General features: G+C 68.0%; 18 protein-coding genes. 2 read left to right on the forward strand and 16 right to left on the reverse strand.

What is annotated here, in order from left to right; all coding sequences use genetic code 11:
- The first annotated feature begins 118 nt into the window (after positions 1-118).
- Both ACFW9Z_RS27080 and ACFW9Z_RS27085 read left to right on the forward strand, forming a co-directional pair.
- Positions 119-1,951: a glycoside hydrolase family 3 protein gene (locus tag ACFW9Z_RS27080; RefSeq protein ID WP_384645171.1), complete on the forward strand. Its 1,833-nt coding sequence runs from the start codon at positions 119-121 to the stop codon at positions 1,949-1,951.
- A gap of 136 nt (positions 1,952-2,087) precedes the next feature.
- Positions 2,088-2,789 (forward strand): hypothetical protein, encoded by a 702-nt coding sequence (locus tag ACFW9Z_RS27085; RefSeq protein WP_384645172.1) that lies wholly within the window; start codon positions 2,088-2,090, stop codon positions 2,787-2,789.
- Positions 2,790-2,821: 32 nt separating this feature from the next.
- On the opposite strand, the gene ACFW9Z_RS27090 is transcribed toward ACFW9Z_RS27085, so the two are convergent.
- The 16 genes from ACFW9Z_RS27090 to eno form a co-directional block, all read right to left on the reverse strand.
- Positions 2,822-4,309: a S28 family serine protease gene (locus ACFW9Z_RS27090; protein ID WP_384645173.1), complete on the reverse strand. Its 1,488-nt coding sequence runs from the start codon at positions 4,307-4,309 to the stop codon at positions 2,822-2,824.
- A 123-nt stretch (positions 4,310-4,432) separates the two neighbouring features.
- Positions 4,433-4,882 (reverse strand): hypothetical protein, encoded by a 450-nt coding sequence (locus ACFW9Z_RS27095; protein ID WP_384645174.1) that lies wholly within the window; start codon positions 4,880-4,882, stop codon positions 4,433-4,435.
- A 98-nt stretch (positions 4,883-4,980) separates the two neighbouring features.
- A complete protein-coding gene (locus ACFW9Z_RS27100) occupies positions 4,981-8,760 on the reverse strand; it encodes an ABC transporter ATP-binding protein (protein WP_384645175.1) in 3,780 nt (1,259 codons plus the stop codon).
- 166 nt (positions 8,761-8,926) lie between these two features.
- Positions 8,927-9,739 carry an HAD family hydrolase gene (locus tag ACFW9Z_RS27105; RefSeq protein ID WP_384645176.1) on the reverse strand — a complete coding sequence of 271 codons (813 nt, stop codon included), beginning with the start codon at positions 9,737-9,739 and terminating at the stop codon, positions 8,927-8,929.
- Positions 9,740-9,837: 98 nt separating this feature from the next.
- Complete coding sequence (locus ACFW9Z_RS27110) at positions 9,838-11,097, reverse strand: ATP-grasp domain-containing protein (RefSeq protein ID WP_384645177.1); 1,260 nt, start codon at positions 11,095-11,097, stop codon at positions 9,838-9,840.
- Between the two features lie 157 nt (positions 11,098-11,254).
- Positions 11,255-12,247 carry an asparaginase gene (locus ACFW9Z_RS27115; RefSeq protein WP_384645178.1) on the reverse strand — a complete coding sequence of 331 codons (993 nt, stop codon included), beginning with the start codon at positions 12,245-12,247 and terminating at the stop codon, positions 11,255-11,257.
- Between the two features lie 64 nt (positions 12,248-12,311).
- Positions 12,312-13,565, reverse strand: a complete 1,254-nt coding sequence (locus ACFW9Z_RS27120) for an ATP-grasp domain-containing protein (RefSeq protein ID WP_384645179.1) — start codon at positions 13,563-13,565, stop codon at positions 12,312-12,314.
- A gap of 11 nt (positions 13,566-13,576) precedes the next feature.
- Positions 13,577-15,211: a thiamine pyrophosphate-binding protein gene (locus tag ACFW9Z_RS27125; protein WP_384645180.1), complete on the reverse strand. Its 1,635-nt coding sequence runs from the start codon at positions 15,209-15,211 to the stop codon at positions 13,577-13,579.
- A complete protein-coding gene (locus tag ACFW9Z_RS27130) occupies positions 15,208-16,416 on the reverse strand; it encodes a pyridoxal-phosphate dependent enzyme (protein WP_384645181.1) in 1,209 nt (402 codons plus the stop codon). The genes ACFW9Z_RS27125 and ACFW9Z_RS27130 overlap by 4 nt, the downstream gene beginning before the upstream one ends.
- Entirely contained in the window at positions 16,416-16,826 is a 411-nt protein-coding gene (locus tag ACFW9Z_RS27135) for a DUF6917 domain-containing protein (RefSeq protein WP_384645182.1), read from the reverse strand. The genes ACFW9Z_RS27130 and ACFW9Z_RS27135 overlap by 1 nt, the downstream gene beginning before the upstream one ends.
- A gap of 48 nt (positions 16,827-16,874) precedes the next feature.
- A complete protein-coding gene (locus tag ACFW9Z_RS27140) occupies positions 16,875-17,021 on the reverse strand; it encodes a hypothetical protein (protein WP_384645183.1) in 147 nt (48 codons plus the stop codon).
- A gap of 15 nt (positions 17,022-17,036) precedes the next feature.
- Positions 17,037-18,875 (reverse strand): carbamoyltransferase, encoded by a 1,839-nt coding sequence (locus ACFW9Z_RS27145; protein WP_384645226.1) that lies wholly within the window; start codon positions 18,873-18,875, stop codon positions 17,037-17,039.
- Positions 18,875-20,953: an iron-containing redox enzyme family protein gene (locus ACFW9Z_RS27150; RefSeq protein ID WP_384645184.1), complete on the reverse strand. Its 2,079-nt coding sequence runs from the start codon at positions 20,951-20,953 to the stop codon at positions 18,875-18,877. Before ACFW9Z_RS27150 ends, ACFW9Z_RS27145 begins: the two co-directional genes overlap by 1 nt.
- A gap of 220 nt (positions 20,954-21,173) precedes the next feature.
- Positions 21,174-22,169 carry an SGNH/GDSL hydrolase family protein gene (locus ACFW9Z_RS27155; RefSeq protein ID WP_384645185.1) on the reverse strand — a complete coding sequence of 332 codons (996 nt, stop codon included), beginning with the start codon at positions 22,167-22,169 and terminating at the stop codon, positions 21,174-21,176.
- A gap of 43 nt (positions 22,170-22,212) precedes the next feature.
- Complete coding sequence (locus ACFW9Z_RS27160) at positions 22,213-23,475, reverse strand: ATP-grasp domain-containing protein (RefSeq protein ID WP_384645186.1); 1,263 nt, start codon at positions 23,473-23,475, stop codon at positions 22,213-22,215.
- A gap of 20 nt (positions 23,476-23,495) precedes the next feature.
- Positions 23,496-24,782, reverse strand: coding sequence for a phosphopyruvate hydratase (gene eno, locus ACFW9Z_RS27165; RefSeq protein WP_384645187.1), 1,287 nt, complete (start codon positions 24,780-24,782; stop codon positions 23,496-23,498).
- Positions 24,783-25,023: the final 241 nt, after the last annotated feature.

Raw genomic sequence — 25,023 nt, forward strand, 5'->3', positions numbered from 1 at the left:
CGGCCACTCCTTCGCGCGCGTGTCGCTCCCGCTCCTCTCCCGCCCCCTTGACCGAAAGTTACTTTCCCTATATCCGTATCATCTTGGAAGTTTCTTTCACCCCCGGGAAGGAGCTCACGTGCCCCACCGCACCTCACGACGCACCCTCCTCACCGCCACCGCAGCCGCCACGGTCGCAGCGGCCACCGGCACCGCATCCGCGCACCCCCTGTCCGGCCACCCCCACGACACCGCCTCCACCGACCGAGGGCTGCGGCGGATCATCGCCGGGATGAGCCTGGAGGAGAAGGTCGGCCAGCTCTTCGTGATGCGGGTGTACGGGCACTCCGCCACCGACCCGGACCAGGCCGACATCGACGCGAACCTCCGCGAGATCGGGGTCCGTACCGCAGCCGAGCTGGTCTCCACGTACCACGTCGGCGGGATCATCTACTTCACCTGGGCGCACAACACCCGCGACCCGCACCAGATCGCCGCCCTCTCCAACGGCATCCAGCACGCCGCGCTCACCGCCCGCTCCGGCGTACCGGTGATCGTCTCCACCGACCAGGAACACGGCATCGTCTGCCGGGTCGGGAAGCCCGCCACGCTGCTGCCGGGCGCGATGGCCCTCGGCGCGGGCGGCTCGCGCTCCGACACCCGGCGGGCGGCCTGGATCGCGGGCACCGAGCTGGCCGCGCTCGGCATCAGCCAGAACTACGCACCCGACGCCGACGTCAACGTCAACCCGGCCAACCCCGTCATCGGCGTCCGCTCCTTCGGCTCCGACCCCGAGGCGGTGGCCGAGCTGGTCGCGGCGCAGGTGAAGGGGTACCAGGGCGCCGGGATCGCGGCCACCGCCAAGCACTTCCCCGGCCACGGCGACACCAGCGTCGACAGCCACACCGGACTGCCCGTCATCGAGCACACCCGGCAGGAGTGGGAGGAGCTGGACGCGCCGCCGTTCCGGGCCGCGATCCGGGCCCGTATCGACTCCATCATGACCGCGCACATCGTCGTCCCGGCGCTCGACCCGTCCGAGGACCCGGCCACGCTCTCCCGGCCGATCCTCACCGGCATCCTCCGCGAGGAGCTGGGGTACGACGGGGTGGTGGTCACGGACTCGCTCGGCATGGAGGGCGTACGGACGAAGTACGGCGACGACCGCGTCCCGGTCCTGGCGCTGCTGGCGGGCGTGGACCAGCTGCTCAACCCGCCGAACCTGTCGGTCGCGTGGAACGCGGTACTGGAGGCGGTCAGGGAGGGCGAGATCAGCGAGGCAAGAGTCGATGAATCGATCCTGCGGATTCTCCGGCTCAAGTCGAAGCTGGGGCTCTTCCGCGACCCGTTCGTCAGCGGCCGGGGCGTCGACCGCACGGTCGGCATCCGCGAGCACCTCGCCGACGCCGACCGGATCGCCGAGCGCACGACGACCCTGCTCGCCGACCCCGGCGCCCTGCTCCCGCTCTCGCGCCGCACCCACCGCCGGCTGCTGGTGGTGGGTGCCGACCCGGCGTCCCCGTCCGGCACGACGGGCCCGCCGACCACCACCCTGACCGGGGCCTTCACCGAACTGGGCTTCTCCGCAACGGCGTTGTCCACCGGTACGGCTCCGAACCAGGCAAAGATCGCCGAAGCCGTCGCCGCCGCACAGGGCAGGGACGCGGTGGTCGTGGCCACGTACAACATCACCGCGAGCAGTACCCAACTCGCCCTTGTCGACGCCCTCGTGGCGACCGGTGTCCCGGTGGTCGCCGTCGCGATCCGCAACCCGTACGACGCCGCCCACCTCGTCGGACGTGGAGTGGCCGCGGTCCTGGCGTCCTACTCCTGGACGGACGTCGAACTCCGCGCCGCCGCCCGGGTGATCGCGGGCCGCGCCGGTCCGGAGGGCAGGCTCCCGGTCCCGGTGCAGCGGGCGGACGACCCGGCACAGGTGCTGTACCCGGTGGGCCACGGACTGTCGTACTAGCCCTACGCACCCCGTACGGCCACGGCACCCCGCCGCCGACGCAAAGAGCTCCCCGCGTACCCCGTACACCCGGCGTGGCCCCGCTCCGGCGGACCGCGCCGGGTGTACGTCTGGACGGACGCATCGGGGGTTGACCATGGACGAATCGGACGCATACGCCGACACCTGCGCGTCCCCGGGGCCGGTACGCCCGGCCCTTCTCCCGGGAACAACCGCGCTGTTCCTGATCCTCCTGCTACTGCCCCTGCTCCTGACCGGCTGCCGGCTTCCGCAGGGCAGCGCCACCGACGACCGGGGCCCGGTCCCTGCCTCCCCGGGCCCCTCCCCGTACGGGGTGGTGTTCCTCGGCCCCGCCGACTGCAGTTCGCGCGGGCCCGAGATCCGGGAGGTCTCCTGCCGCAGCGAGAAGGCCCAGGCCACGGTCCTCGCCCGGCACCTGGGCGCCGCCGCGTCGGGCCCGCTCTGCCCGCCCGCCACCGACTTCGTGCTGCACATCTCCGAGACGGGCGAGGGCGCCCGCTCCCGCCTCACCAGCGGCTACGCCTGCATGCGCAATCTGGAGCCGCCGCATCCGGGCGACCCGGGGCAGGGCGGTGGTCCGCTGACCGTCGTCGGGGACTGCGTCACGGCCTCCCGCGCGGGCGAGGTGAAGGAGACCGCGTGCGACGGCTCGGGTGAGCAGCCCCCGCGGTACCGGGTCGCGTCGGCGGTGCAGCGGCGGGAGGAGTGCCCGGAGACGACGCACCTGTTCGTCTCGCTGCGGGGGGACGCGCCCGTGGGCTGCGCCCGCCGGCTCCCGGTTGCTGCGGAGACGACGGCGGGCGCGGCCCGCCCGTAGAGCCCTCCACGGGAGGGGCTACGGGCGAGGGGCTACGGGCGCAGAACCTCCTCGCCGCGCTCGATCTCCCCGTTGCGCTGGTCGAGGCGCGTGTCGAACTTCGCCAGCGGCTTCGCCTTCGCCGGGTCCGCCTGGACAGCTGCCGGGGCGACACCCGCCCAGCGCTGGATGGCGGCGGTGGCCTTCGCCTTCTCGGCGTCGACGAGACCGGAGACCCGGGCGCCGTGGTTGCCGCCCGGCACGGTGAAGATGTGGCTGTCCCTGGCCCCGCGCCCGAGGCGGAAGGGCTCCGCACCCCACGGGTCGTTCTCCCCGTAGACGTACATCATCTGCCGGGCGTTGTTCTTGACCCAGCTGTCCACGTCCCGCATCGCGCCCCGGTCGAACTTCATGGGGATGGAGCGGGGCACGAAGTTGCGCGGGGGCTGGTAGCCGTAGCGGCTCAGGCTGCCGAGCCAGGGCTGCTTGATGTCCGGCGATCCGAGCTGGGTGCCCGCCTGGTAGTAGTACGGGGTGTACGGCTCCAGGCCCTGGTCCGTGTAGAAGGAGAAGCCGGAGACCCCGTCGACGGAGTTCCAGATCTCCTCGTCGGTGGCGTTCCGGGCGTCGGCCGGGATCTGGCCGCAGTCGCTGAGGTGGGAGTACTGCCAGAACGCCCAGACGTAGTCCATGACGGTGGCCTCGTAGGACCGGTCGAGGGAACCGGTGGTGTTGAAGGTCCAGCCGCCCGCCGTGGCCTCCTCCTTGTACTTCTTCTGGAGCGGGGCCCGGCGGATCAGCGCCTCGCGCTGCACCCCCTGGAGCCGGTCGCGGCACTCCTTGGTTCCGACGTTCCGGAAGAACCGGTCGTAGGCGGAGTCCTCCTTGTCCACGACGTCGTTGGGCGCGACGTACGCGACGATGCCGTCCATGTCCTTCGGGTAGAACCGCTCGAAGTACGTGGCGGTCATGCCGCCCTTGGAGCCGCCGGTGGCCAGCCACTTCTTCGGGTAGATCTTCTTGAGCGCCGTGAACACCCGGTGCTGGTCGCTCGCCGCCTGCCAGATGTCGAGCTTGGACCAGTCGGCGGGCGCCGGGCGGGACGGGGTGAAGAAACGGTACTCCAGGGAGACCTGGTTCCCGTCGACGATCTGCGTCGGCTCGCTGCGGCTCGGGTTGGTGGAGACGTGGTAGCCGCTGGTGGCGAACACCGTCGGCCGGGAGGTGTCCTTGTGCAGCACGGTGATCCGCTGCTGGAACGTTCCCTTGGACGGACGCCGGTGGTCGACCGGCTGGGTGTAGCCGAGGACGAAGTAGCGGTAGCCGGCGTAGGGCTTCTCCTCTATCAGGCTCATCCCCGGGATCGCCAGGATGCGATCCTTGATGTCCTTGCCGCTCGCCTGGCCGCTGATGGCGGCGGCGCTGCCGCTGCTCTTCGCGTCCGGTTCCGCGGCGGTGGCCGCACCGGCCGTGGCTCCCGCCGCCCCCACTGTGCCGATGAGCACCGCGAGCGACAGAGCACCTGTGAGCACCTTGCGCATACACCCTCCCCTTGGTTCACAACAGTCGCCGTGAACTTAGCGAGGGCAACGCACTCCACGCCAGACCCAGTTGGGCGTGTCCTGATTCCTGACGCCTTCCGGCCGCTCCTTACCGGCCGCCGCTCAGCACAGGATCCAGCCGGTGGCGGCCGACTTCCCGGCGACCGATCCGGTGGCCCGGACGCAGCGGTTGAGGGCGTTCACCGTCACCGGACCCGCCATCTTGGTGTACGAGCCGCTGTCGCTGACCACGCGTCCACCGCGCGCCTGGAGCGTGACGCTCATCGCGCGCCGCTTGCCCGGTTTCTTGGCGACGGTGACGGCACAGGCGTGGGTGCGGCTCTTGTAGACCCGCAGCTCCCCCGTGGAGAACGTGACGGTCTTCGCCGGCCGGCCGGAGCAGACGGAGGCGGCACCGGCCGTGGCCGGGGCGCCGAGGACGAGACCGAGACCGGCCACCAGCGGCAGGACGAGCAGACGCGCCACGACGGACCGCACCGCTGCGGTCCCGTCAGCCCTGCCAGGTCTCTTCTGCCCCTGCGGTATCCGGAATCCCGCCGCCCTGTCGAACATCCTTGCCCCCACCTGACGTCTGTACGCACCTGTGCGTCCCTGGCTACGACGCAGCAGACCCCCAGGAGGTTGCATGAGCGGGTCTGGGGGGGGGTGGTTCACACACCCGCTGGTTCGTCCTCCCCTATGCCCTCCCCTATGAACGTGCGCCACAGCCGGGCGTACTTCCCGTCCAGGGCCAGCAACTCGTCGTGCGTACCGTCCTCGACCACCCGCCCCTGGTCCATCACCACGACCCGGTCGGCGCGGGCGGCGGTGGTCAGGCGGTGGGCCACCACCAGCGTGGTGCGCCGCCCGGCGAGCCGGTCGGTGGCCCGGTTGACCAGGGCCTCCGTGGCGAGGTCCAGGGCGGCGGTGGCCTCGTCCAGGAGCAGGATGTCCGGGTCGACGAGCTCGGCGCGGGCGAGCGCGATGAGCTGGCGCTGCCCGGCGGAGAGGTTGCGGCCGCGCTCGGCGACCTCGTGGAGGTAGCCGTCCTCCAGGGTGGCGATCATCTCGTGCGCGCCGACCGCGCGGGCGGCGGCCTCCACCCGGGCGTCGGTGGCGTCGGGCAGCCCGTAGGCGATGGCGTCACGGACCGTACCGGCGAAGAGGTACGCCTCCTGGGGGACGACGCCGAGGCGGTGGCGGTAGGCGGTCATGTCGAGCCGCCGCAGGTCCGTGCCGTCGGCGGTGACGCGCCCGCTGGTGGGGTCGTAGAACCGGGCGACGAGCTTGACCAGGGTGGACTTGCCCGCGCCCGTCTCGCCGACGAAGGCGACGGTCTGCCCGGCCGGGATGCGCAGGTCGACGCCGGTCAGGGCCTCTTCCTCGTCCCCGTAGGCGAAGGCGACGTCCTCGAAGGCGATCTCGCCGCGCAGGGAGAGCACGTCCAGCGGTTCGTCGGGGTCGGCGGTGGAGGTGGGTTCGCGCAGCAGCTCCTGGATGCGGCCGAGGGAGACGGTGGCCTGCTGGTAGCCGTCGAAGACCTGGGAGAGCTGCTGGACGGGGGCGAAGAACAGCTCGATGTAGAGGAGGTAGGCGACCAGGGCGCCGGTGGTCAGCGTGCCGTTGTCGATCCGGCCCGCGCCGACGATGATCACGGCGGCCGCGGCGACGGAGGCCAGGAGCTGGACGAACGGGAAGTAGACCGAGATCAGCCACTGGCCGCGGACCCGGGCCCGGCGGTACTGGTCGCTGCGCTCGGCGTAACGGGCGGCGCCGTCGTGCTCCCGGCCGAAGGCCTGGACGATACGGAGACCGGAGACGGACTCCTGGAGGTCGGCGTTGACCCCGCTGATGCGCTCACGGGCCAGTTCGTACGCCTTGACGCTGCTGCGGCGGAAGAAGAAGGTCCCGACGATCAGCACGGGCAGGGTCGCGAAGACGACCAGGGCGAGCTGGATGTCCAGGACGAGCAGGGCGACCATGATGCCGAAGAAGGTGACGACGGAGACGAAGGCGGTGACCAGGCCGGTCTGGAGGAACGTGGAGAGCGCGTCCACGTCCGTCGTCATCCGGGTCATGATCCGGCCGGTCAGCTCGCGCTCGTAGTAGTCGAGGCCGAGCCGCTGGAGCTGGGCGAAGATCTTGAGGCGGAGCGAGTAGAGGACCCGCTCGCCGGTCCGGCCGGTCATCCGGATCTCGCCGGTCTGGGCCACCCACTGCACGAGCACGACGGCCAGGGCGATCGCGGAGGCCGCCCACACCGCCCCGATCGACACCTGCGTGACGCCCTCGTCGATGCCGTACCGGATCAGGACCGGCAGCAGCAGGCCCATCCCGGCGTCGACGGCGACCAGCCCGAGGGCCAGGAGCAGGGCTCCGCCGAAGCCGCGCAGCAGCCGTCGCAGCCCGTACGACTCCTCGGACCGCACGGCACGCGCCTCGTCGACCCGCGGGGTGTCCGTGGCGGGCGGCAGGGCCTCGACCTGGGCGAGCAGCTCGGGGGTGGCGGGCATCCCGGCGACGGAGGCGTCCCGGTCCTCCTCCTTGCGGATCCACAGCTCGGGCGTGACCCCGCGCTCGGCGTCGAACTCGGCGTCCAGCTCCTTCTGGAGGGCGCGGCCGTCGTCGGGGTCCGCCTCGGCGCGCGGCGGCCGGTGACCCGGGGACGTACCGCCGAGCTCGTCCGGGTCGGTGAGCAGGCGGCGGTAGAGCGGGGAGGTGCGCTCCAGCTCCTCGTGGGTGCCGATCGCGGCGAGCTTCCCGCCCTCCAGGACGGCGATGCGGTCGGCGAGCTGGAGGGTGGAGCGGCGGTGGGCGATGAGGAGGGTGGTCCGGCCCTCCATGACCTGGCGCAGCGCCTCGTGGATCTCGTGCTCGACGCGGGCGTCGACGGCGGAGGTGGCGTCGTCCAGGAGGAGGAGGCGGGGGTCGGTGAGGATGGCGCGGGCGAGGGCGACGCGCTGGCGCTGGCCGCCGGAGAGGGTGAGGCCGTGCTCGCCGACGGTGGTGTCGTACCCGTCGGGCAGCTCGGAGATGAACCCGTGGGCCTGGGCGGCGCGGGCGGCCTGCTCGATCTGCTCCTGGGTGGCGTCGGGGAAGCCGTAGGCGATGTTGGAGCGGACGGTGTCGGAGAAGAGGAAGCTGTCCTCCGGTACGAGCCCGATGGCGGAGCGCAGGGAGGCCTGGGTGAGCTCGCGGACGTCGTGGCCGCCGATCAGGACGGCGCCGTGGGAGACGTCGTAGAAGCGGGGCAGGAGGAGCGAGACGGTGGACTTGCCGCTGCCGGAGGCGCCGACGATCGCGACGGTCTCACCGGGTTCGACGGTGAGCGAGAACCCGTCGAGCACGGGCCGGTCGGAGGCTCCGCTTCCAGGGTCCGTGTCTGTGGCGGAGTCGGAGCGAAGCGGCGCGTAACCGAACCGTACGTCGTCGAACTCGATCCCGGCCGGGGCGTCGGGGGGCAGCTCCTTCGTACCGTCCCGCATCGACGGCTCGGTGTCGATGAGCTCCAGGACGCGTTCCACACCTGCGCGGGCCTGCTGGCCGACGGTGAGGACCATGGCGAGCATCCGGACCGGGCCGACGAGCTGGGCGAGGTAGGTGGAGAAGGCGACGAACGTGCCGAGGGTGATCTCGCCCCGGGTGGCCAGCCAGCCGCCGAGGGCGAGCATGGCGACCTGGCCGAGCGCGGGCACGGCCTGGAGGGCGGGGGTGTAGCGGGAGTTCAGCCGGATGGTGCGCAGCCGCCCGGCGAAGAGCCGTCGGCTGACCTCGCGGAGCTTGCCGGTCTCCTGGTCCTCCTGCCCGAACCCCTTGACGACCCGGACCCCGGAGACGGCCCCGTCGACGACCCCGGCGACGGCGGCGGCCTGGCCCTGGGCGTACCAGGTGGCGGGGAAGAGGCGGGCCTTGGAACGGCGGGCGATGAGCCAGAGCGCGGGGGCGACGGCGAGGGCCACGAGGGTGAGCGGCAGGGAGAGCCACGCCATGATCACCAGGGACATGAGGAAGAGCAGGATGTTCCCGATGGTCATCGGGAGCATGAACAGCAGCCCCTGGATGAGCTGGAGGTCGCTGGTGGCCCGGCCGACGACCTGCCCGGTGGAGAGCTCGTCCTGCCGCTTGCCGTCGAGCCGGGTGATCGTCGTGTACATGTCCGTACGCAGGTCGTGCTGGACATCCAGGGCGAGCCGGCCGCCGTAGTAGCGGCGGATGTAGGTGGCGATGTAGACGAGGACGGCGGCGCCGACGAGGAGGCCGGTCCAGACGGCGAGCGAGCGGGTGCGGTCGGTGACGACGTCGTCGATGATCACCTTGGTGATCAGCGGGACGAGGGCCATGACGGCCATCCCGGCGAGCGAGGACCCGAGCGCGAGCAGGACGTTGCGCCGGTACCGCCACGCGTACCCGGTCAGCCGCCGGCCCCACCCCTGTCGCTCCGCGCCCGTCACGCGTTACCTCCCGTTCCGCTGATCCAGCTGTTCCGCCTGATCTTCCGGAAGGCACCAACACCGTAAGGAGCGGATTTCATCCCTCCGCAACAAATGGGGGCGCGGGAAGGGGGCACGGCAACCCGCCATGCCGGGACAGCCCCGGACGATCACGTTCGGCCGAGAGCTACCGAAAGACGGCGTCCAAGCTCTCGACCGCCGTGATGCCCGCGACGGCAGGTACTCCGTCGAGGGCGTTCCTGCACAGCCAGACCGCCGCCAAGCCGGCTCGTTGCGCGCCGAGAGCGTCGTTCTCCAGGCTGTCGCCGATGTGCACCGTACGGTCCGGTGGCGTGCCGAGCCGGCCACAGGCCAGGGCGAAGGATTCCGGTGAGGGTTTAGCCAGGCCTGACTCGGACGAGACGGTGATCGCGTCAAGCCACGGCTCCAGGCCCAACTGGGCGATTCGGCGCCGCTGCTGGACCCCGTCCGAGTTGGACAGGATTCCGATCCGGTATCCAGCGGCGCGCACCCGCCGAAGGAAGGGAAGAACGTCGGGATAGAGCCGAAGACGGGATTCCACGGCCTGTTTGCGTCGCGCATCGAGCTCGTCGAGATCGGCGGTGCCAGGAACAGGACGGCCCAGCAGGGTGAGCATGTCGGCGAGCCGGTTCCGCTCCAGCGCCCGATAGCTCAGTTCTCCGGAGGTGAAATGCGGATACCAATGGTCGGTCAGTGCCATCCACGTCTCGAAATGGCCTTCCGGGCCCAGCACTTCGGCCAGCGCCGCAGGACTCGCCCTGCTGAAGTCGACGAGAGTGTCGTCCATGTCCAGCAGAACCCCGGCAGGTCCGGCGGTTCGATCGGGCAACCGGACGTCGGGCAACCCCTCGGGCAACGAGTCCTCGGCCTCATCCGATGTGAGGAGATCGGGGCGCACCGGGCGGAGAACAGCGTACGGGCGTGCGGCGATGCCCGCGGTCCGTCCGGCGTCGGTCACGCCGCCGGACGGAGAGAACGGGCCGACAGGGCACCCGCCGGCCGCCGTGTACCGCAACGCTCGGCACGGTCGCGACAGCCCGGCGGCGGCCCACGCGTTCACTGAGCGGCCGCCTCCATCCGCAGCATGGCGCGCAGTTCGTTGAAGCGGGCGTCGAGACCCGCGGGGTCGTCAGCGGTGAAGATCACGTGCCCGTGCGCCTGCCCGACATGCGAGGACTCCTCGATGGTGTCGCCCACAGCCTTGTACACCTTCACCTCCACGACGCCCTCCATCGCGCGGGCCTCCTCGACACCGTGGATGGCGGTGATCACACCGGCCTGCTCGGCGGAGAAGCCGAAGAAGCCGGTCGGACGCGCGGCACCGGTCCCCTTCAGGTCGGGCTCACGGTTCAGCGCGACGTCCAGAATGACGTCCACCATATCGACGCCGGTGCTGGTGAGCACCGAGGTGTAGACCTGGAGCCCGCCGAGCCGGGCAGCGGTCTCGAGTATGACCGGCTCACCGTTCGCAGGGATACGGAACTCGGTGTGCGTGACACCGGTGCGGATGCCCAGTGCTTCGTGCGCATGGCCTGTCAGCTCCACGATGCGGGCCTGGACCTCGGGGGAGAGCTGGGAGGGCGTACGGAAGAAGACCTCCTGGAAGTAGGGGCCCTCCATCGGCAGCGGCTTGTCATGGATCGCCACGACCTGAGTCTCTCCGTCGCGTACGACGGACTCGACACTGACCTCACTGCCCTCTACGTAGCCTTCCAGCAGCAGCGCCGCGCCGTACTTGGCACGGTCCGCCTGGTGCAGCGGGTCATAGTCGAAGCCGTCCCAGGCCCCGCCGCGGATCATGTCGAAGTGCTCATCGAGTTCGGCCCTGCTGTCGACGCGGCGCACGAACATACTGCCGCCGCCGATGAGTGGCTTCATCACGAGCGGATAGCCGATGCCCTCCCCCAGTTCGCGGGCCTCGTCGAGGGTGTGTGCGAGGCCGAACCCCGGTCCGGGGACGGAGCCGTGCCGGGCGAACTCGGTACGCATCTCGAACTTGTTGCGGGCGATATGCGCGGTCCGTTCGGAGATGAACGGCAGATCGAGCGCGGCGGCGACCGCCGCGGCGGCAGGCACGCTGTGCTCGACGAAGGAGACGACTGCCTCTACGGGCTCGCTCTCCGATGCTGCCAGCTCCCGGGCCGCGGCCACCGTCTCCGCGATGCTGCTGGTGTCCGCGTCCACCACGCGGTCCACGAACTCCGGCTCCCACGTCGGGCCGTTGACGATCAGCAACAGCCGCTCACCGTACTGCCGGGCACGGGCGAAGTGCGGCTTACGGTTGGGAGTGCTGGTGTGCAGGATCAGGACACTCATGGTGCTTCGGTTCCTTCTTCGGAGAGTGAGCGGGAGAGCAGGGACGGCTCGGTGTGCGGGACGGGCACAGCAGGACATCAGCACGCCGCGGGCCCGCGCGGCGCACCCGGGACATCTTGCCGGACAGCGGTGTCCGCCATCCGGCGACGGCGATCCCCTACAGCAGCGTGCGCAGGTGGGCGACCGGTCGGCCGCCACCCCACAGCTGCGGTGAGAGAAGCTCCTCGACGGTGGCCCTGGCCGCTTCGGGCACCACCAGCCCACCGAACTCGGTGAACGCGCGCAGCGCCACGGGCATCGAGGCGCGGCTCGCGCCGTCATCGATCTTCACCGCCACCGCCCCGGCTCCCGGCGAGGCCAGCAGGTGCAAGCCCTCGGCCCCCAGTTTCACCAGCAGGCCCGGGACAGCCGTCATCGCCCGGGTGTCCAGCTGGTCGGTGCCCTCGACCAACTGCGGGTGGGCACGCATCGCGTCGGCGACCTGCCGCTCATGGGTGCCCTCGGGCGCCTCGACCAGTCGGGTCATCGCGCGCGCCAGACCAGTCAGACTCACGGCGAAGATCGGTACTCCGCATCCGTCGACACCGGTCGCGGTGACCGGGTCACCGGACAGTTCCTCGACCACGGACGCGGCCAGCTTCTGCAGCGGGTGATCGAGCTCCCGATAGGTCTCGGTGTCCCAGCCGTTGGCCCCACATGCCGCAAGCATCGCCGCGTGCTTGCCCGAACAGGCCATGTACACCTGCCGCGCCTCGGCTCCGGCGGCGATCAGCGCCCGGTGGGCGGCTGGGTCGACGGGGAAGTCCGCCGGGCACTGGAGCGCGTCCTCGCCGAGCCCGGCGCCCGACAGGATCTCCTTGACCTTCGCCACATGCATCGGCTCGCCCCGGTGGCTTGCCGCGGCGACCGCGAGTTCGGCGGCGCTGCGGGGCAGCCATCCCGCGCGCAGCATCGCGACAGCGAGAACCGGCTTGACGGCCGACCGCGGGAAGACCGGAGCGGCCACATCACCGACCGACTTGACCAGTGCGCCCGAGGAGTCGACCACCGCGACAGAGCCGCGGTGGAAACTTTCGACGAAACCGGAGCGGACGAGCTCGGCGACGTTCTCACCGCCGCGGTATTCGGCTACGGAGGTGCTTCCGCTCATCCGCGGAACTCCTTGTCGATCAGCGTGATGGGTTCACGGAAAACAAATGAATCTTGCATATCAGTCACCGGACGCGGAAACGGAGGGTCTGATTGATGGTCTGCTGCTTCTCAAGAATGTCTTCACGGGAGTCCCCCGTGAAGATCACGTGTCCGTGCGCCTGCCAGACCCGCGGCGGCACATCGACCTGCTCGCCGAGCCGGCGGTAGATCATGACCTCCGAGACGCTGTCGTCGGCTTCCAGCGCCTCGACTCCGTCAACAGCGACGAGTTCACCCGGCTTCTCCGCGAAATGCAGCGAGAAGCCGACGTGCTGGAAGTTCTCGCTGTTCACGACCACATCCGCATCCGAGCCCAGCGACACCTTGGTCAGAACCTCGACCATGTCGACGCCGGTCGACAGCAGCACACTCTGGTAGATCGGGCCGCCACCCAGACGAGCGCCGGTCTCCAGAATGTAGGGCTCGCCTTCCGGCGAGACCCGGAACTCGGTGTGCGTAGCGCCTTGAGTGATGCCGAGCCCCTCATGGGCCAGCGTCGTGAACTTCTTCACCTTCTCCAGCGTCTCGCCCGTCAGCACGGTCGGAGTCGCGTAGAACGTCTCCTCGAAGAAGGGACCGTCCATCGGCGTCGGCTTGTCGTGAACGGCGACAATGGTCGTCTCGCCGTTCTGCACATAGCTTTCGACGCTGATCTCATCACCGGTGAGGAACCCTTCGAGCAGAATCCCTTCTGAGTACTGAGACTTCAGGAAAAACAGCGGGTCGTAGTCGAACCCGGCCCAAGCGCCCTGCCGGATCTCCTCGAAATGCTCGGCCAGCTCCTCCGGGCTGTCGACTCGGCGGACGAACATGCTGCCGCCCCCGATGATCGGCTTCATGACCAGGGGGTACTTGATGGACTTGGCGGCCTCCTGCGCCTCCTCGACCGAGGTCGCGAGCGCGAAGCGCGGCTGCGAGATACCCACTGCCGCAAAGGCGTTGCGCATGCTCAGCTTGTCACGGCTCGTCGCGGCCGTCTCGGGAGAGATGTACGGAAGGCCGAGTTCTGCCGCGACCGCGGCCGCGGCCGGCACGCTGTGCTCCACGAACGCGATCACGCCCGCTATGGGCTCGGGTTCTTCCTTCGCGATCTCGACACACCGGGCGACGGTGGCCTCCAGGTCACCGGTGGGAGCGGCGTAGACCGCGTCGACGTACTCGTGTTCCCAGCTGGGCTGCTCCACCACGACGATCGCCCGATGGCCCAGCGCGTGAGCGGTCTCCGCAGCTTTGGCAAGGTGCTTGCGGCGGCTTGCGTTGCGGGTGTGCAGGATCATCAGAGTCATTTTCAGTGCACCTTTCGGATTGCGATGGCCATGTCCGGTGAGACTTCGTCCACCGAGGTGTCGAGCACGAGGACAGCCGGTCCCTGCCGGGAGAAGAAGGACGCGATCTCCGCCGCGTCGCGGTCCGGGGCGTCGCAAGCCATCACCGGCAGTCCGATCGCCGCGCAGATGGTGGGCCAGTCGATACGCTGGAATTCACCGCTGACGGCGGCGGCACCGTGACGGTGGATGGCGTGCTGGTCGATGAGATTGAGCCGTCCGTTGTCGAGGACGGTGATCTTCACGTTGAGACCGAGGCGCGCAATGGTCTCCAACTCGCCGATGGACATGGTGAGTCCGCCGTCGCCGACCAGGGTCCACACCGTCGCGTCGGGACGTGCGACGGCCGCGCCGATGGACGCGGGGATCGCGTAGCCAAGGCTTCCGGTCCCGCGCGGGGTGATGAGCCGCTGCGGTGGCTTGAGGCGCAGGAGCGCGCCGAACCAGCCGCTGGCAACGCTGGCCTCGCCGACGCAGACGTCCCGGTCGGACAGCTCCGCGTTGACCGTCGCCACCAGGGAAGCGGTCCCGGCCTTCGACCAGTCGCCGACCGCGGCGGTCGATGGGCGGGGGCCGCTGTAGGACCACTCCCCCAGCTCATCGGTGAGCAGTTTGAGGCCCTCGGCGACACCCTCACGCAGCAGGCAGCCGCGCGCGGGGTCGGGATCCTCGATCGCCGGGTCGTCGTCTATCCGGACGAGAAACTGGTCGGGCGACGGCCACGCATACTGATTGGTCGACTTGTCGCCCATCTTGGAGCCCGCGTAGAAAACGACCTCGCAGCCGCTGATATACGCGTTGGCCGGCGTGTCCCCCTTCGCCCCGACCACTCGCGGAAGGTCGCTGCCCACCTCGGAGAGGACGCCTTTGCCATTGAGTGTGGTGAACACCGGGATGCCGAACCGGTCAGCGAATTCCTGGAGGGCCTCGGCGGCGCCGGCCGTGTGGCAGCCACCACCGGCGATCAGGGCGACACCCGCTCCCCTCCTGACCTCTTCGACGGCACGCGCGACCGCGCCGTCCGCCGTGGAGGGCGCACCCGAGGGGACGGTCGCACCGCCCGGGGCGGACGGTGCGTCCAGCAGCGCCGGCTCCGCCTCCGCCTCCAGCACATCGGGGGCGATCTCGACGACGACCGGGCCGCGGCGTGGCCGCTCCGCGAGGGCGAGCGCGGCGTCGATGACGCTCAGCGCGCCCCGCTGCTCACGGACCACGTAGACGTGCTTGGCGACACTCGCGAAGAGCTGCTCGTGCTCGACCTGTCCTGTTGCCCATGGCCGCAGGGTGCTCTTGCTGGGCCCTGAGGTGATCAGCACCAGCGGCGTGCCGCTGTTGTACGCCTCCAGGAGAGCCGGGGTGGCGTAGGGAGAACCGATTCCTCCGGGGGCGTCGCACACCGCGACGCCCCCGGTCACCCGGGCGTACGCCTCGGCCGCGTATGCCGCTCCCCGCGGGCAGCGGCCGACGACGTGAGTGAGCTCGGTGGTCCGCTGGAAGGCTGCGTACAGCGAGAGTGAGGTCTCGCCGGGATACCCGAAGACCTGGGAGACACCGCGTTCGGCCAGCCTGCGGGCGATCTCGTCCGCGACCGTGATCATGAGGCCACGGCCAGGATGTTCGTCGCCGTGGGCAGCATGGGCCTCTCCGCACCGGTGAGAATGATGAGCAGGTCGCTGTCCTTTTCGAGGGAGCCCTTCTGTGCCATCCCCATCGCGCCCGCGAGGCACGCGGCGGCCGCGTAGCAGGCGTCGAAGCCCAGTGACTTCAGCATCCCCTTGGCCATGTGCATGTCGTGCGTCTGGGCGGCCACCAGGGAACCGCCCGTGTTGTGGGCCATCGCGCGCAGGTACGGGTACGTGTTCGTCGGGTCTCCCCGCTGGATGGCATGGGCCAGTCCCTCGGGGTTCTCGACGATGTCCTCCTCCGAGATCTCGGTGCGGCCCGCGTTCCACGCGCTGACCATGGGGGCGCAACTGTCCTCCTGCACGCCGACGAAGGCCGGCATGCTGTCCAGGAGACCGAGACGGTTCATCTCCACCGCGCCCTTGTAACCACCGAGCAGGCCCATGCCGCTGCTGATGGCCTGGAAGACATGGGTCGGGGCCGACGGCATCTGCTGATAGGCCTCGATGTAGGACATCTTGAGGCCTTCGCGGCGGGCGTAGTTGAAGAAGCCGCCCTCCCAGAAGTACCCGTTGTCCTCGGCGAACTTCTGGGCGATCGCGCCCGCTCCGACGAAGGTGCCGGCAACAGCGTGCGTGCTGATCTGAGGGTGGTCCGCGTAGTTGAGGCGGTACGCGAACTGCTCGCCCACGAAGACGTGAAGCTTGAAGCCGCGGACGAGGCTCATCGAGTTCGCGTAGGCCATGGAGCTGTTTCCCGTCGAGGCCACGACGAACTCGCGGACGCCGAGGCCCTTGAAGCGGCTCAGGGTCGCCGACGCGATACGGTCCTTGGTCGAGCGCGTGGGGTTGCGCGTCTCGTCCTTGATGTAGACCGAGCGGACGCCGAGAAGGCGGGCCAGCGCGGGCACGTTGGTACAGGGGGTGTTTCCCTCGCCCAGCCAGGTGATGTGGTCCTCTTCGGCAATGGGCAGGACGCCCTGGTAACGCCGGAGTGGGTTGGGGTTCGAGTCGAGCGCACCGAGATCCACCCGGTCGAGCGGGTACAGGACGTCGATCGCACCCTTGCAGGAGGGGCACCGGTGCGTCTTGTCGTCCGTCGTGGTCTCGCAGACGAGGCAGATGCGGACAGGCTGGTCGGCCGGCATCCGGTTCGTATAGAGCTTCTCGTAGTCAAACATCAGGCCCCCCCGGGATACTTGTCTTCTCGCGGGCGCGTGGTGACGGCCGTTCCGGCCTTCAGTCCGAGTCCGTGGCCGTTCCGGAGGTCCGCGCTCTCCACGAGAATGTTGTAGTGGTTCGGCATATGGGTTTCGTCGAAGCCGCTGACTGTGCCGAGCGAGCCGCCCTCACCGACCAGGACGTCTCCTACCGCCAGGACCCCCGATGTCTCGAAAGTGGCGAATCCGTAGTACTCGACATAGTCAACGGGGTATCGAGGGCTGGGGCCCACGTTGATGAACTCGTGGACCTCACCCGCGCGAATACACCGGGTCTGCCAGGCCGACGGCTCGATGGCGCGGTCGCGCCGCGTGTGGTCCATGACTGCGGCCCAGCGCAGCCGCAACGGTTCTCTACTGGTAAACATCATTCCCTGTTTATCGAGAAGTTCTGCGGAAAATTCCGTGAGTGAGTGTCATCAGCGCGGATTCGTCGCGTACGGCAGGTCCCAAGCCGAGGAACCCTGGTGGAATCGCGGGCCGAAACGGCTCGCCCCGCTCAGCCGCCGGTACAGCGAGATCGGCACGAAAACCACGACGAACACCACGGATGCTGCGAAACGCATGGAGATCATTCCTTGTCAGTCGAGCGGGATCTCGTCGCGCCAGTCGACAGATTCGGCGAACGGCGGCTGATCGTCCTTGAGCAGTACGTGACTGCCGAGGACGAGCACGTCCATCCCTGTGCGCATGAAACAGCGGTAGGCGTCCTCGGGCGTATGCACGATGGGCTCGCCACGCACGTTGAACGACGTGTTCACCAGGACCGGGCAGCCGGTCGCCGCCTTGAAGGCGCTCAGGAGCCGGGCGTAAGGGGCGTTGTCGCGCTCGGCGACGGTCTGCACCCGTGCGGAGAGGTCCACATGGGTGATGGCAGGCAGCTCCGAACGAGCTTCGTTGATACTGCCCAAGCCGCGGCTCGGCCCACCGGGGGCCCGCGAGGCTTCGGTCTTGATCCGGTCCGCGACCTCGGCGACCACGAGCATGTACGGGCTGTCGCCGACCAGCCCGAAGTAGTCCTTGGCGTCCTCGGCGAGAACCGCCGGCGCGAACGGCCGGAACGACTCACGGAACTTGATCTTGAGGTTCATCCGCTTCTGCATGGACTGGTCACGCGGGTCGCCGATGATCGAGCGGGCGCCCAGGGCGCGGGGGCCGAACTCCATACGTCCCTGGAACCAGCCCACCACGGCCCCGTCGGCCAGCCGGCCGGCGACCTCGTCGTACAGCTTGTCCTGGGAGAGCGTGGTGAAGACGTAACCGTTCTCCCGCAAGAACCTCTCGACCTCGCCGTCGGAGAAGCTCGGCCCGAGCAGCGCGCCGGACATGCCGTCGCCACCGTCGGCCAAGTGCGGCCGGCCATACGCCGGAACCGAGTGGTCGAGCGCGGCGCCCAACGCACAGCCCGCGTCGCCGGCCGCCGGCTGGATCCACAGGTCGTCGACGATGCCGGAGCGACTCAGTACGCCATTGGCGACACAGTTCAGCGCGACGCCACCGGCCATGACCAGTGCGCGTTCGCCGGTCTGCTCGACCGCCGCCCGAGCCAGACCGAGCACGATCTCCTCGGTGACCACTTGCACAGAGGCCGCCAGGTCACAGTGGCGCTGCTCCAGTTCGCTCTCCCCGTCCCGGATCGGCGCGCCGAACAGATCCTCGAACGCCCGCCCGACCATGCGACGGCCCTGCTGGAACTCGAAGTACTTCATGTTCAGCGTGAACGAGCCATCGGGCCGGATGTTCACCAGCTCCCGGCGGATGACGTCCGCGTACCGCGGCTCGCCATAGGGCGCCAGACCCATCAGCTTGTACTCGCCGGAGTCGACCTTGAATCCGCAGTAGTAGGTGAACGCCGAGTAGAGCATTCCCACCGAGTGCGGATACGAGACGGAGTTGACCAGTTCCAGGGAGTTTCCCCGGCCGTGCCAGACCGTGGTTGTCTGCCATTCGCCGACGCCGTCGATCGTCAGCACCGCCGCGTTCTCGAACGGCGAGGGGAAGAACGCCGATGCGGCGTGCGAGCGGTGGTGCTGTGAGGCGACCGCTCGCGGGGCCTTCCCGCGCCCCATCGCCACGAGCTCGGCGTTCACACGCTTCAGGACGTCACGCTTCCAGCGCAGCCATTCCGGCAGGACGGACGAGAACGGCTGAAGGCCCCGCGGACCCGCACTGGCGAACGACGACAGCACTCGCCTGTACTTCAGGCGCGGATCCTCGTAGTAGACGACGGCGTCGAGTTCTGCCAGAGATATCCCCGCGTGGTCCAGGCAGTACCTGACCGCGTCCGTCGGGAACGCGGAATCGTGCCGGACCCTGCTGAACCTCTCCTGCTGCGCAGCGGCAACTACGACGCCGTCGCGGACCAACGCGGCCGCGCTGTCGTGATAGTAGGCAGAAATTCCCAGCGTATACCTGGACATCAGGACACCTCCACCGGTGCGTGGTGGAACAGCGATCCGCCCTGCGATCGAGATTTCCACGGAGTTTTTTGGAATCGATCGCCGATCCGGTCAGCGATGGTGGACGACGGCAGCGGGGCCAGCGACTCGTAGCCGATGCGGACCCGCTCCCATTCGGCGGCGAACTCCGCCGAGGTCGACATATTCGACACCGTGCGCAGGTGGGTGTCGATGGCATCGGCAGCCCAGGCCGAGTGGCCGGTGGACACATTGTCGATCGTGTTGTGCAGATCAACGAAGTGCGTGGAGAAGCCGTAGTGCTTCAGGAAGCGCCGAGCGGTGCGATAACTGCCGCCGACGCCGGAGAGCTCCATCGCCAGGTTCATTCCGAGGATCTCCGGCATGAAGGTCTGTGGCAGCTTGCCGAGGCACAGCCAGTAGACCGGTCGCTCCAGTGACTCCTCGCGGAACCGGGGGTCGTAGGCGAACTCCCGACTGCCGGTGGGCGCGAGCACGATGCCCATCTCCCGCAGCACGTCACGGTAGATCTTAGGATGGTTGAGCTCGATGTCACCGTTGCCCAGCTCGTCCCAGTACGTCTCGAACAGCGGAAATCCGTACCGGGTGGTGGCGAGCCTCGCGTCGGTGAAACCCTGCAGCCACGAACCGTCGATCAGCGTCAGCGGTGCCAGCTGCAAGGTCTCGTCGACGACCTGCTCACGGGTGGGCATGCTGCCGGACCTGCCGGTCTCGAACTCGACACCATGTTTGTCGTGCATGTCGAGCAGCCAGGGACGCAGTCCGGCGGACGTCCACTGCTCGGGCAGTGAACGGCCCGTGCGGCCCAGCGACCGTTTCGCCCGGGCCAGCCAGCGGTTCACGAACCGGAGGGCGAAATCACGGGTGCCAGGGGCCAATACGCGCCCCTGCAACACGAAATACGCCTCCCGGATGTCGGCCGGTACCACACCTTCCTCAGCCGTCCGGTCGAGGAGGCCGAGACTCGGCGCGACGGGAACCCGTGCGGCCGGCGGCGGGGGCTCGGTGTCGGTGTCGGCCAGCGAATCGATCCACTTCGAGATCACCTCGACATCGTCAGCCGAGAAGATACGGAACATCGGGCCCTTCGGGCCGATCAAGCCGTTGACCAACGAGCTGCGCTCGGCGTTGCCCGGCTTGACCATGCGGGTCGCGGCCAGCTCCTTCAGCAGCGGACCAGGGTCGGTCCTCGCCCGCTCCAGCAGCTCGGAGAGAGTCTCTCCACCGCCCATCCGAAAGTTCTGGTGGTAGACGGCCCCCTCCCGGGCCCGCTCGCGGATGAGCTGTTCCATCGCGCGCTGCGGGTGCAGCGCGGCTCGGGCCTCCTCCAGCAACAGCTCGTTCCACGACCGCAGGGCGTCGAGCATCCAGGCCGCGCCGAACGCGACCTGGCGGCGCGCGGCCGCGCCCGTCGCGCTGAACTTCTCGGCCAGGTCACGCGAGGTGTCCAGGGGCGAAACGATGTCGGTGGCCCCGGTGGACCGCGCCAAGTCCAGACGCGTCCACTCGGCCGGGGCGCCGTCACCCGCGCGGAGCGCCGCCCAGCAAGGAAGCACGCCGACGGAGCGCAACACCACATCGATGCCGACGATCAGAGGAGCGAACTCGTCGGCGCGCCTGCTGATCGCGAACAGCGCCGCGGGCAGCGCGAACATGTGGTCCCGAACTCTCCGCTCAGCAGCCAGTTCGTCGGCGTCCACAGCCAGTTCAGGACGGCCGTACCGCGCCGCAAGGATCTTGAACGCGTCATAGCGCGACGAGCGCGGCCCGCCAACGCCGATGTCGTCGGCGAACAGGGCCAGGACCCTCAGGTGGGCCTCGTCTTCGAAGACGCCAGGTGCACTCATGCCCTGCAGCCAGACCCCAAGCGTCGAGGCGAGGGGCCCGGACTGTCGGAGCAGCGCGTGAGCCAGGGCCTCCGATGACTTGCTCCGGTCGGCAGCGTCTGTCAACTCTCGGTAGACACTGCGCTGTTCGTACTGCCACGAAGAGGCTTCGTCGAGGGTGACGGACAGGTTCGGAGGATCGGCCTCGGGATCGACAGACGCGACCTCGGCCATGAACGTCTGGATTGCGGTGGTACCCAGGAATATCTCTGGATCGACACACCGACGATACGTCTCACGCCACATTGGATGCTTTCTTGCTGTGCTCGAACAGCGTCAGAACATTGGGCAGCATCAGAACATCGGGTAAATGGACGCGTCCGGCTTCTTGGGCTTCTTCCTACGGAAGATGCGAGCGATCAAGGATTTGATGAACGACATACAGGACTCCAGGTTAGATATTTTCCAGGATCTTTTCTGCAACAAAATCATGACCGTGGTCCGTCAGGTGGATCCGGTCGATGAACAGCCACTGATCCGGCTGGGCGGACTCGGCCAGGACGGGGCTGAAATTGACGAAATCGATGCCCATTTCCTTCGCACCCCGCTCCAGCATTGCCGCGTATTCGATATTCACCTCGCGGCTCAGGATGTCGCCGTACATTGCGGCGAAACCTCCGTGCTGTTCAAGCTCGTCGAAGATCATCTCTTCTTCCCGACTGCCCTTGTCACGCACCCAGCCCGACAGCGGCTGAAGCATGTAAGTGATCTTCGCGTCCCAGGTGGAGGCCAGAGCCTTCCAACCGCTCAGGTGCCGCAGCGTGAGGTCGGCGGCGTAGGCGATCTGCTCGTCGATACTGGGCGCGGCCGGCGCGGGCACTTCCTTTTCCCTGCGCAGCAGGCCGCGCATCGACGACTTCGCCTTGCCGTGTTGCGCGAAGATGTCCTGGTACGTCGTGTACTGGAAGAAGGTGCCGTGGTCCTCCTCCCGCATCTGCGGCATGCGGGCCAAGCTCAGGTTGTTGAACCCGGAGAACAGAACGATCTCATCCACCTTCGGCAGCATGTGGCGGTAGAGCGTGAGCAGAAGAAGTTCCTGGGTCGAGTTGAAGCTGCGACCGCCGAAGTTGAGCCAGGTGCCGGGCCTGGCATCGTGGGCGTTCAGTCGCGAGGGGAGCGTCCAGGCGTCGGAGCTTGCACCGATGCCGAAGACCGTGGAACTGCCGGCCAGGAGCCGTACCGAATCGGTGTCCCCAAGGTCGGCCACCGAACAGCTGCGGCCATTGTCCGTGGCGTATCGGAAACCGACCGAGTCCGTGTTCACCACTTCCGAACGGTACGACTGCGGGTGGAAGAAGAGGAGATGCGGAAGCCAGCGAATATCACCCTTGCTCGTAAACTTCTCCTCGTACCCCGCAAGATACGGCGCCAGCTCGTTCCTGATCTTCACTGATAACTCCTCAGACGATACACCCGAATCCTCATCAAGGACATTATTCGATCTCGATCCTGATGGAATTCACAAGCTTTTCGAATGTCTCAACAAGTCCGTTGTCGCTGTCAGCGGTAAAGATCACATGGCCGTGCGACTGCCAGACGTGCGGCGGGACATCGACAGATTCGCCCACCTTTCGGTAGAGCGAAATCTCATGTACGCAGGGGTTACGGCCAGCTTCTTCGACCCCTCTGATCTCGCTGATCCTTCCGGCCTTCTCTGCGAAGAACAAATAGAAGCCGGCAGGTGTGGGTGTAGGTTTGGGAAGGAGATCCGGTGTCCGGCCGGACGCCACATCGAGTACTGCCGCAACCATGTCAACGCCAGTGCTCAACAGAACCGACTGATAGACCGGACCACCGCCAAGTCGCGCCGCCGTCTCAAGGATCTTCGGCGTGCCATCGCTCTGGATCCGGAATTCCGTGTGCACGGCGCCGGTGTCAATGCCAACGGCCCGATGCGAGGCTGCCGTGAGCTCGACGATCCGCTCCTGCACCTCTGCCGACAGCCGACTGGGGGTCGCATAGTGGACATCGACGAAATAGGGGCCCTCCATGGGGACCGGCTTGTCATGGATAGCGACCACGTGGGCCCGGCCATCAACGACAATCGACTCGACGCTGACTTCCGCGCCCGATAGGTACTCTTCCAGCAGGATGGCCGAGTCATACGTTTCTGCCATCCAGGCGTACAGCGGGTTGTGCGCGATCCCGGACCAGGCGCCGCGCTGAACTACCGGAAAGTACTCGGTGAGTTCAGCCATGCTGTCCACTCGCCGGAAGTACCCGGTGTCGTTGTCGATGAGCGGCTTGAGTACCAGAGGGAATCCGATGCGGGCGGCCTGTGTCGCAGCCTCCTCAAGCGTCCGGGCAAGCCCGTAGACCGGCTGCGGCACATTCCCCGAGGTGAATGCCTCGCGCATGGCGTACTTGTCACGTATCTTGCGCGCCACCTGCTCGCTGACGAATCGAAGTCCCAAGTCGGCAGCGACCGCAGAGGCGGCGGGCACAGTGTGCCCGACGAACGCCACGACGGCCCGGATGGGTTCCGTCTCGGCCGCTGCCAGTGCGCGCGTCGCAGCGACTGTGGCCTCGACGTCCGAGGTGTCCACCGACACCAGGGCGTCGGCGAACTCCTTCTCCCAGGTCGGATCCTTCATGACGAGAAGAAGCCGGTCCCCGTTCCTCTTCGCGTACTCTGCGGCTTTTTCCAGGTGACTGCGCCGGCTGGCGTTGCCCTTGTGGAGCACGATGATGCTCATCGGGTCGTGTCTCCCCGGGTTCAGCTGCTGATGCCGTTGAAGAACTTCACTCCGCCGTAGACCGACTCGGCTCCCAGCTCTTCCTCGATCCGGATCAGCTGGTTGTACTTGGCCGTCCGGTCGGCCCGCGACAGCGAACCCGTCTTGATCTGGCCACAGTTGAGGGCCACTGCGAGATCGGCGATGGTCGTGTCCTCGGTCTCGCCCGAGCGGTGCGACATCACCGCGGAGTAGCCGGCCCGGAAAGCCGTATTCGTGGTGTCCAGCATTTCGGTCAGGGTGCCGATCTGATTGACCTTGACCAGAATCGAGTTCGCAATGCCTTGGTCTATGCCGTCCTGCAGCAGACGAACGTTGGTGCAGAAAACGTCGTCACCGACCAGCTGACAAGTGGAGCCGATGGCGTCGGTGAGGTACTTCCAGCCTTCGAAGTCGTCCTGGGCCATACCGTCCTCGATCGACACGATCGGGAATCGGGACGTCAGGTCGGCAAGGTAGTCGGCATGCTCTGTCACCGATCGGACTCGGTTCTCGCCCGCGTAGTGGTAGGCCCCATCGCGATAGAACTCCGAGGAGGCGGGGTCCAACAGCAGCGCCACGTCGCGGCCCGGCTGGAAACCGCTCTTCTCGATAGCCTTGACAATGAATTCGAGCGCCTCGTCCGCCGTGGCCAGGTCGGGCGCGAATCCACCCTCATCGCCGACGTTGGTGTTGTGCCCCGCGGCTCGGAGAAGGTCCCGCAGCGTGTGGAAGACTTCCGAGCCGATTCGGACGGCCTCGGCCATCGAGGCCGCACCCACCGGCGCGACCATGAACTCCTGGAAATCGAGTGCGTTGTCGGCGTGGGCGCCACCGTTGATGATGTTGATCATCGGGGTCGGGAGAACATGGGCGAAAGTGCCGCCAACATAGCGGTACAGGGGCATTTCTCGCGATGCGGCCGCGGCCTTGGCCACCGCGAGCGACACACCCAGCGTCGCGTTGGCCCCGAGACGTGCCTTGTTCTCGGTCCCGTCGAGCTCAATCATCAGCCGGTCGACGGTGGACTGTGCTTCAGCGGGAACTCCCCGTACCGCCTGCGCGATTTCCCCGTTCACTGCAGCGACTGCGCGAGTGACACCCTTTCCCCGGAAACGGGCGGGGTCGGAATCGCGGAGTTCGACCGCCTCCCGAGTACCGGTCGAAGCTCCGGAGGGCACCGCAGCCCTACCCAGAGAGCCGTCGGCGAGGCGAACGTCCACCTCTACCGTGGGATTGCCACGACTATCAACAATTTCACGTGCGAACACGCCGGCAATGTCAGACATTTCTCCCCTAAATATCGAACTTTGATGCCGGATGAGCCGCCCACAGCATTGCTGCCGCAACACACATGGAGGGGCCCTGGGTGCCGTCGCCCTGGTCGATTAGCGAAGGAACTCAGTCATCCACAGTCAACATTGAATGTGAATGCATTCCGACACCTCTGCGCATGCCACAGCAAAAGGAAGGTAGCCGAACGGGAGAAAAATTTCACCTTCCACACTGAAGGGAATCGCCCCAGCCTTC

Origin of the sequence: Streptomyces sp. NPDC059452 (genome assembly GCF_042750035.1) — a bacterium.
Taxonomy (GTDB): domain Bacteria; phylum Actinomycetota; class Actinomycetes; order Streptomycetales; family Streptomycetaceae; genus Streptomyces.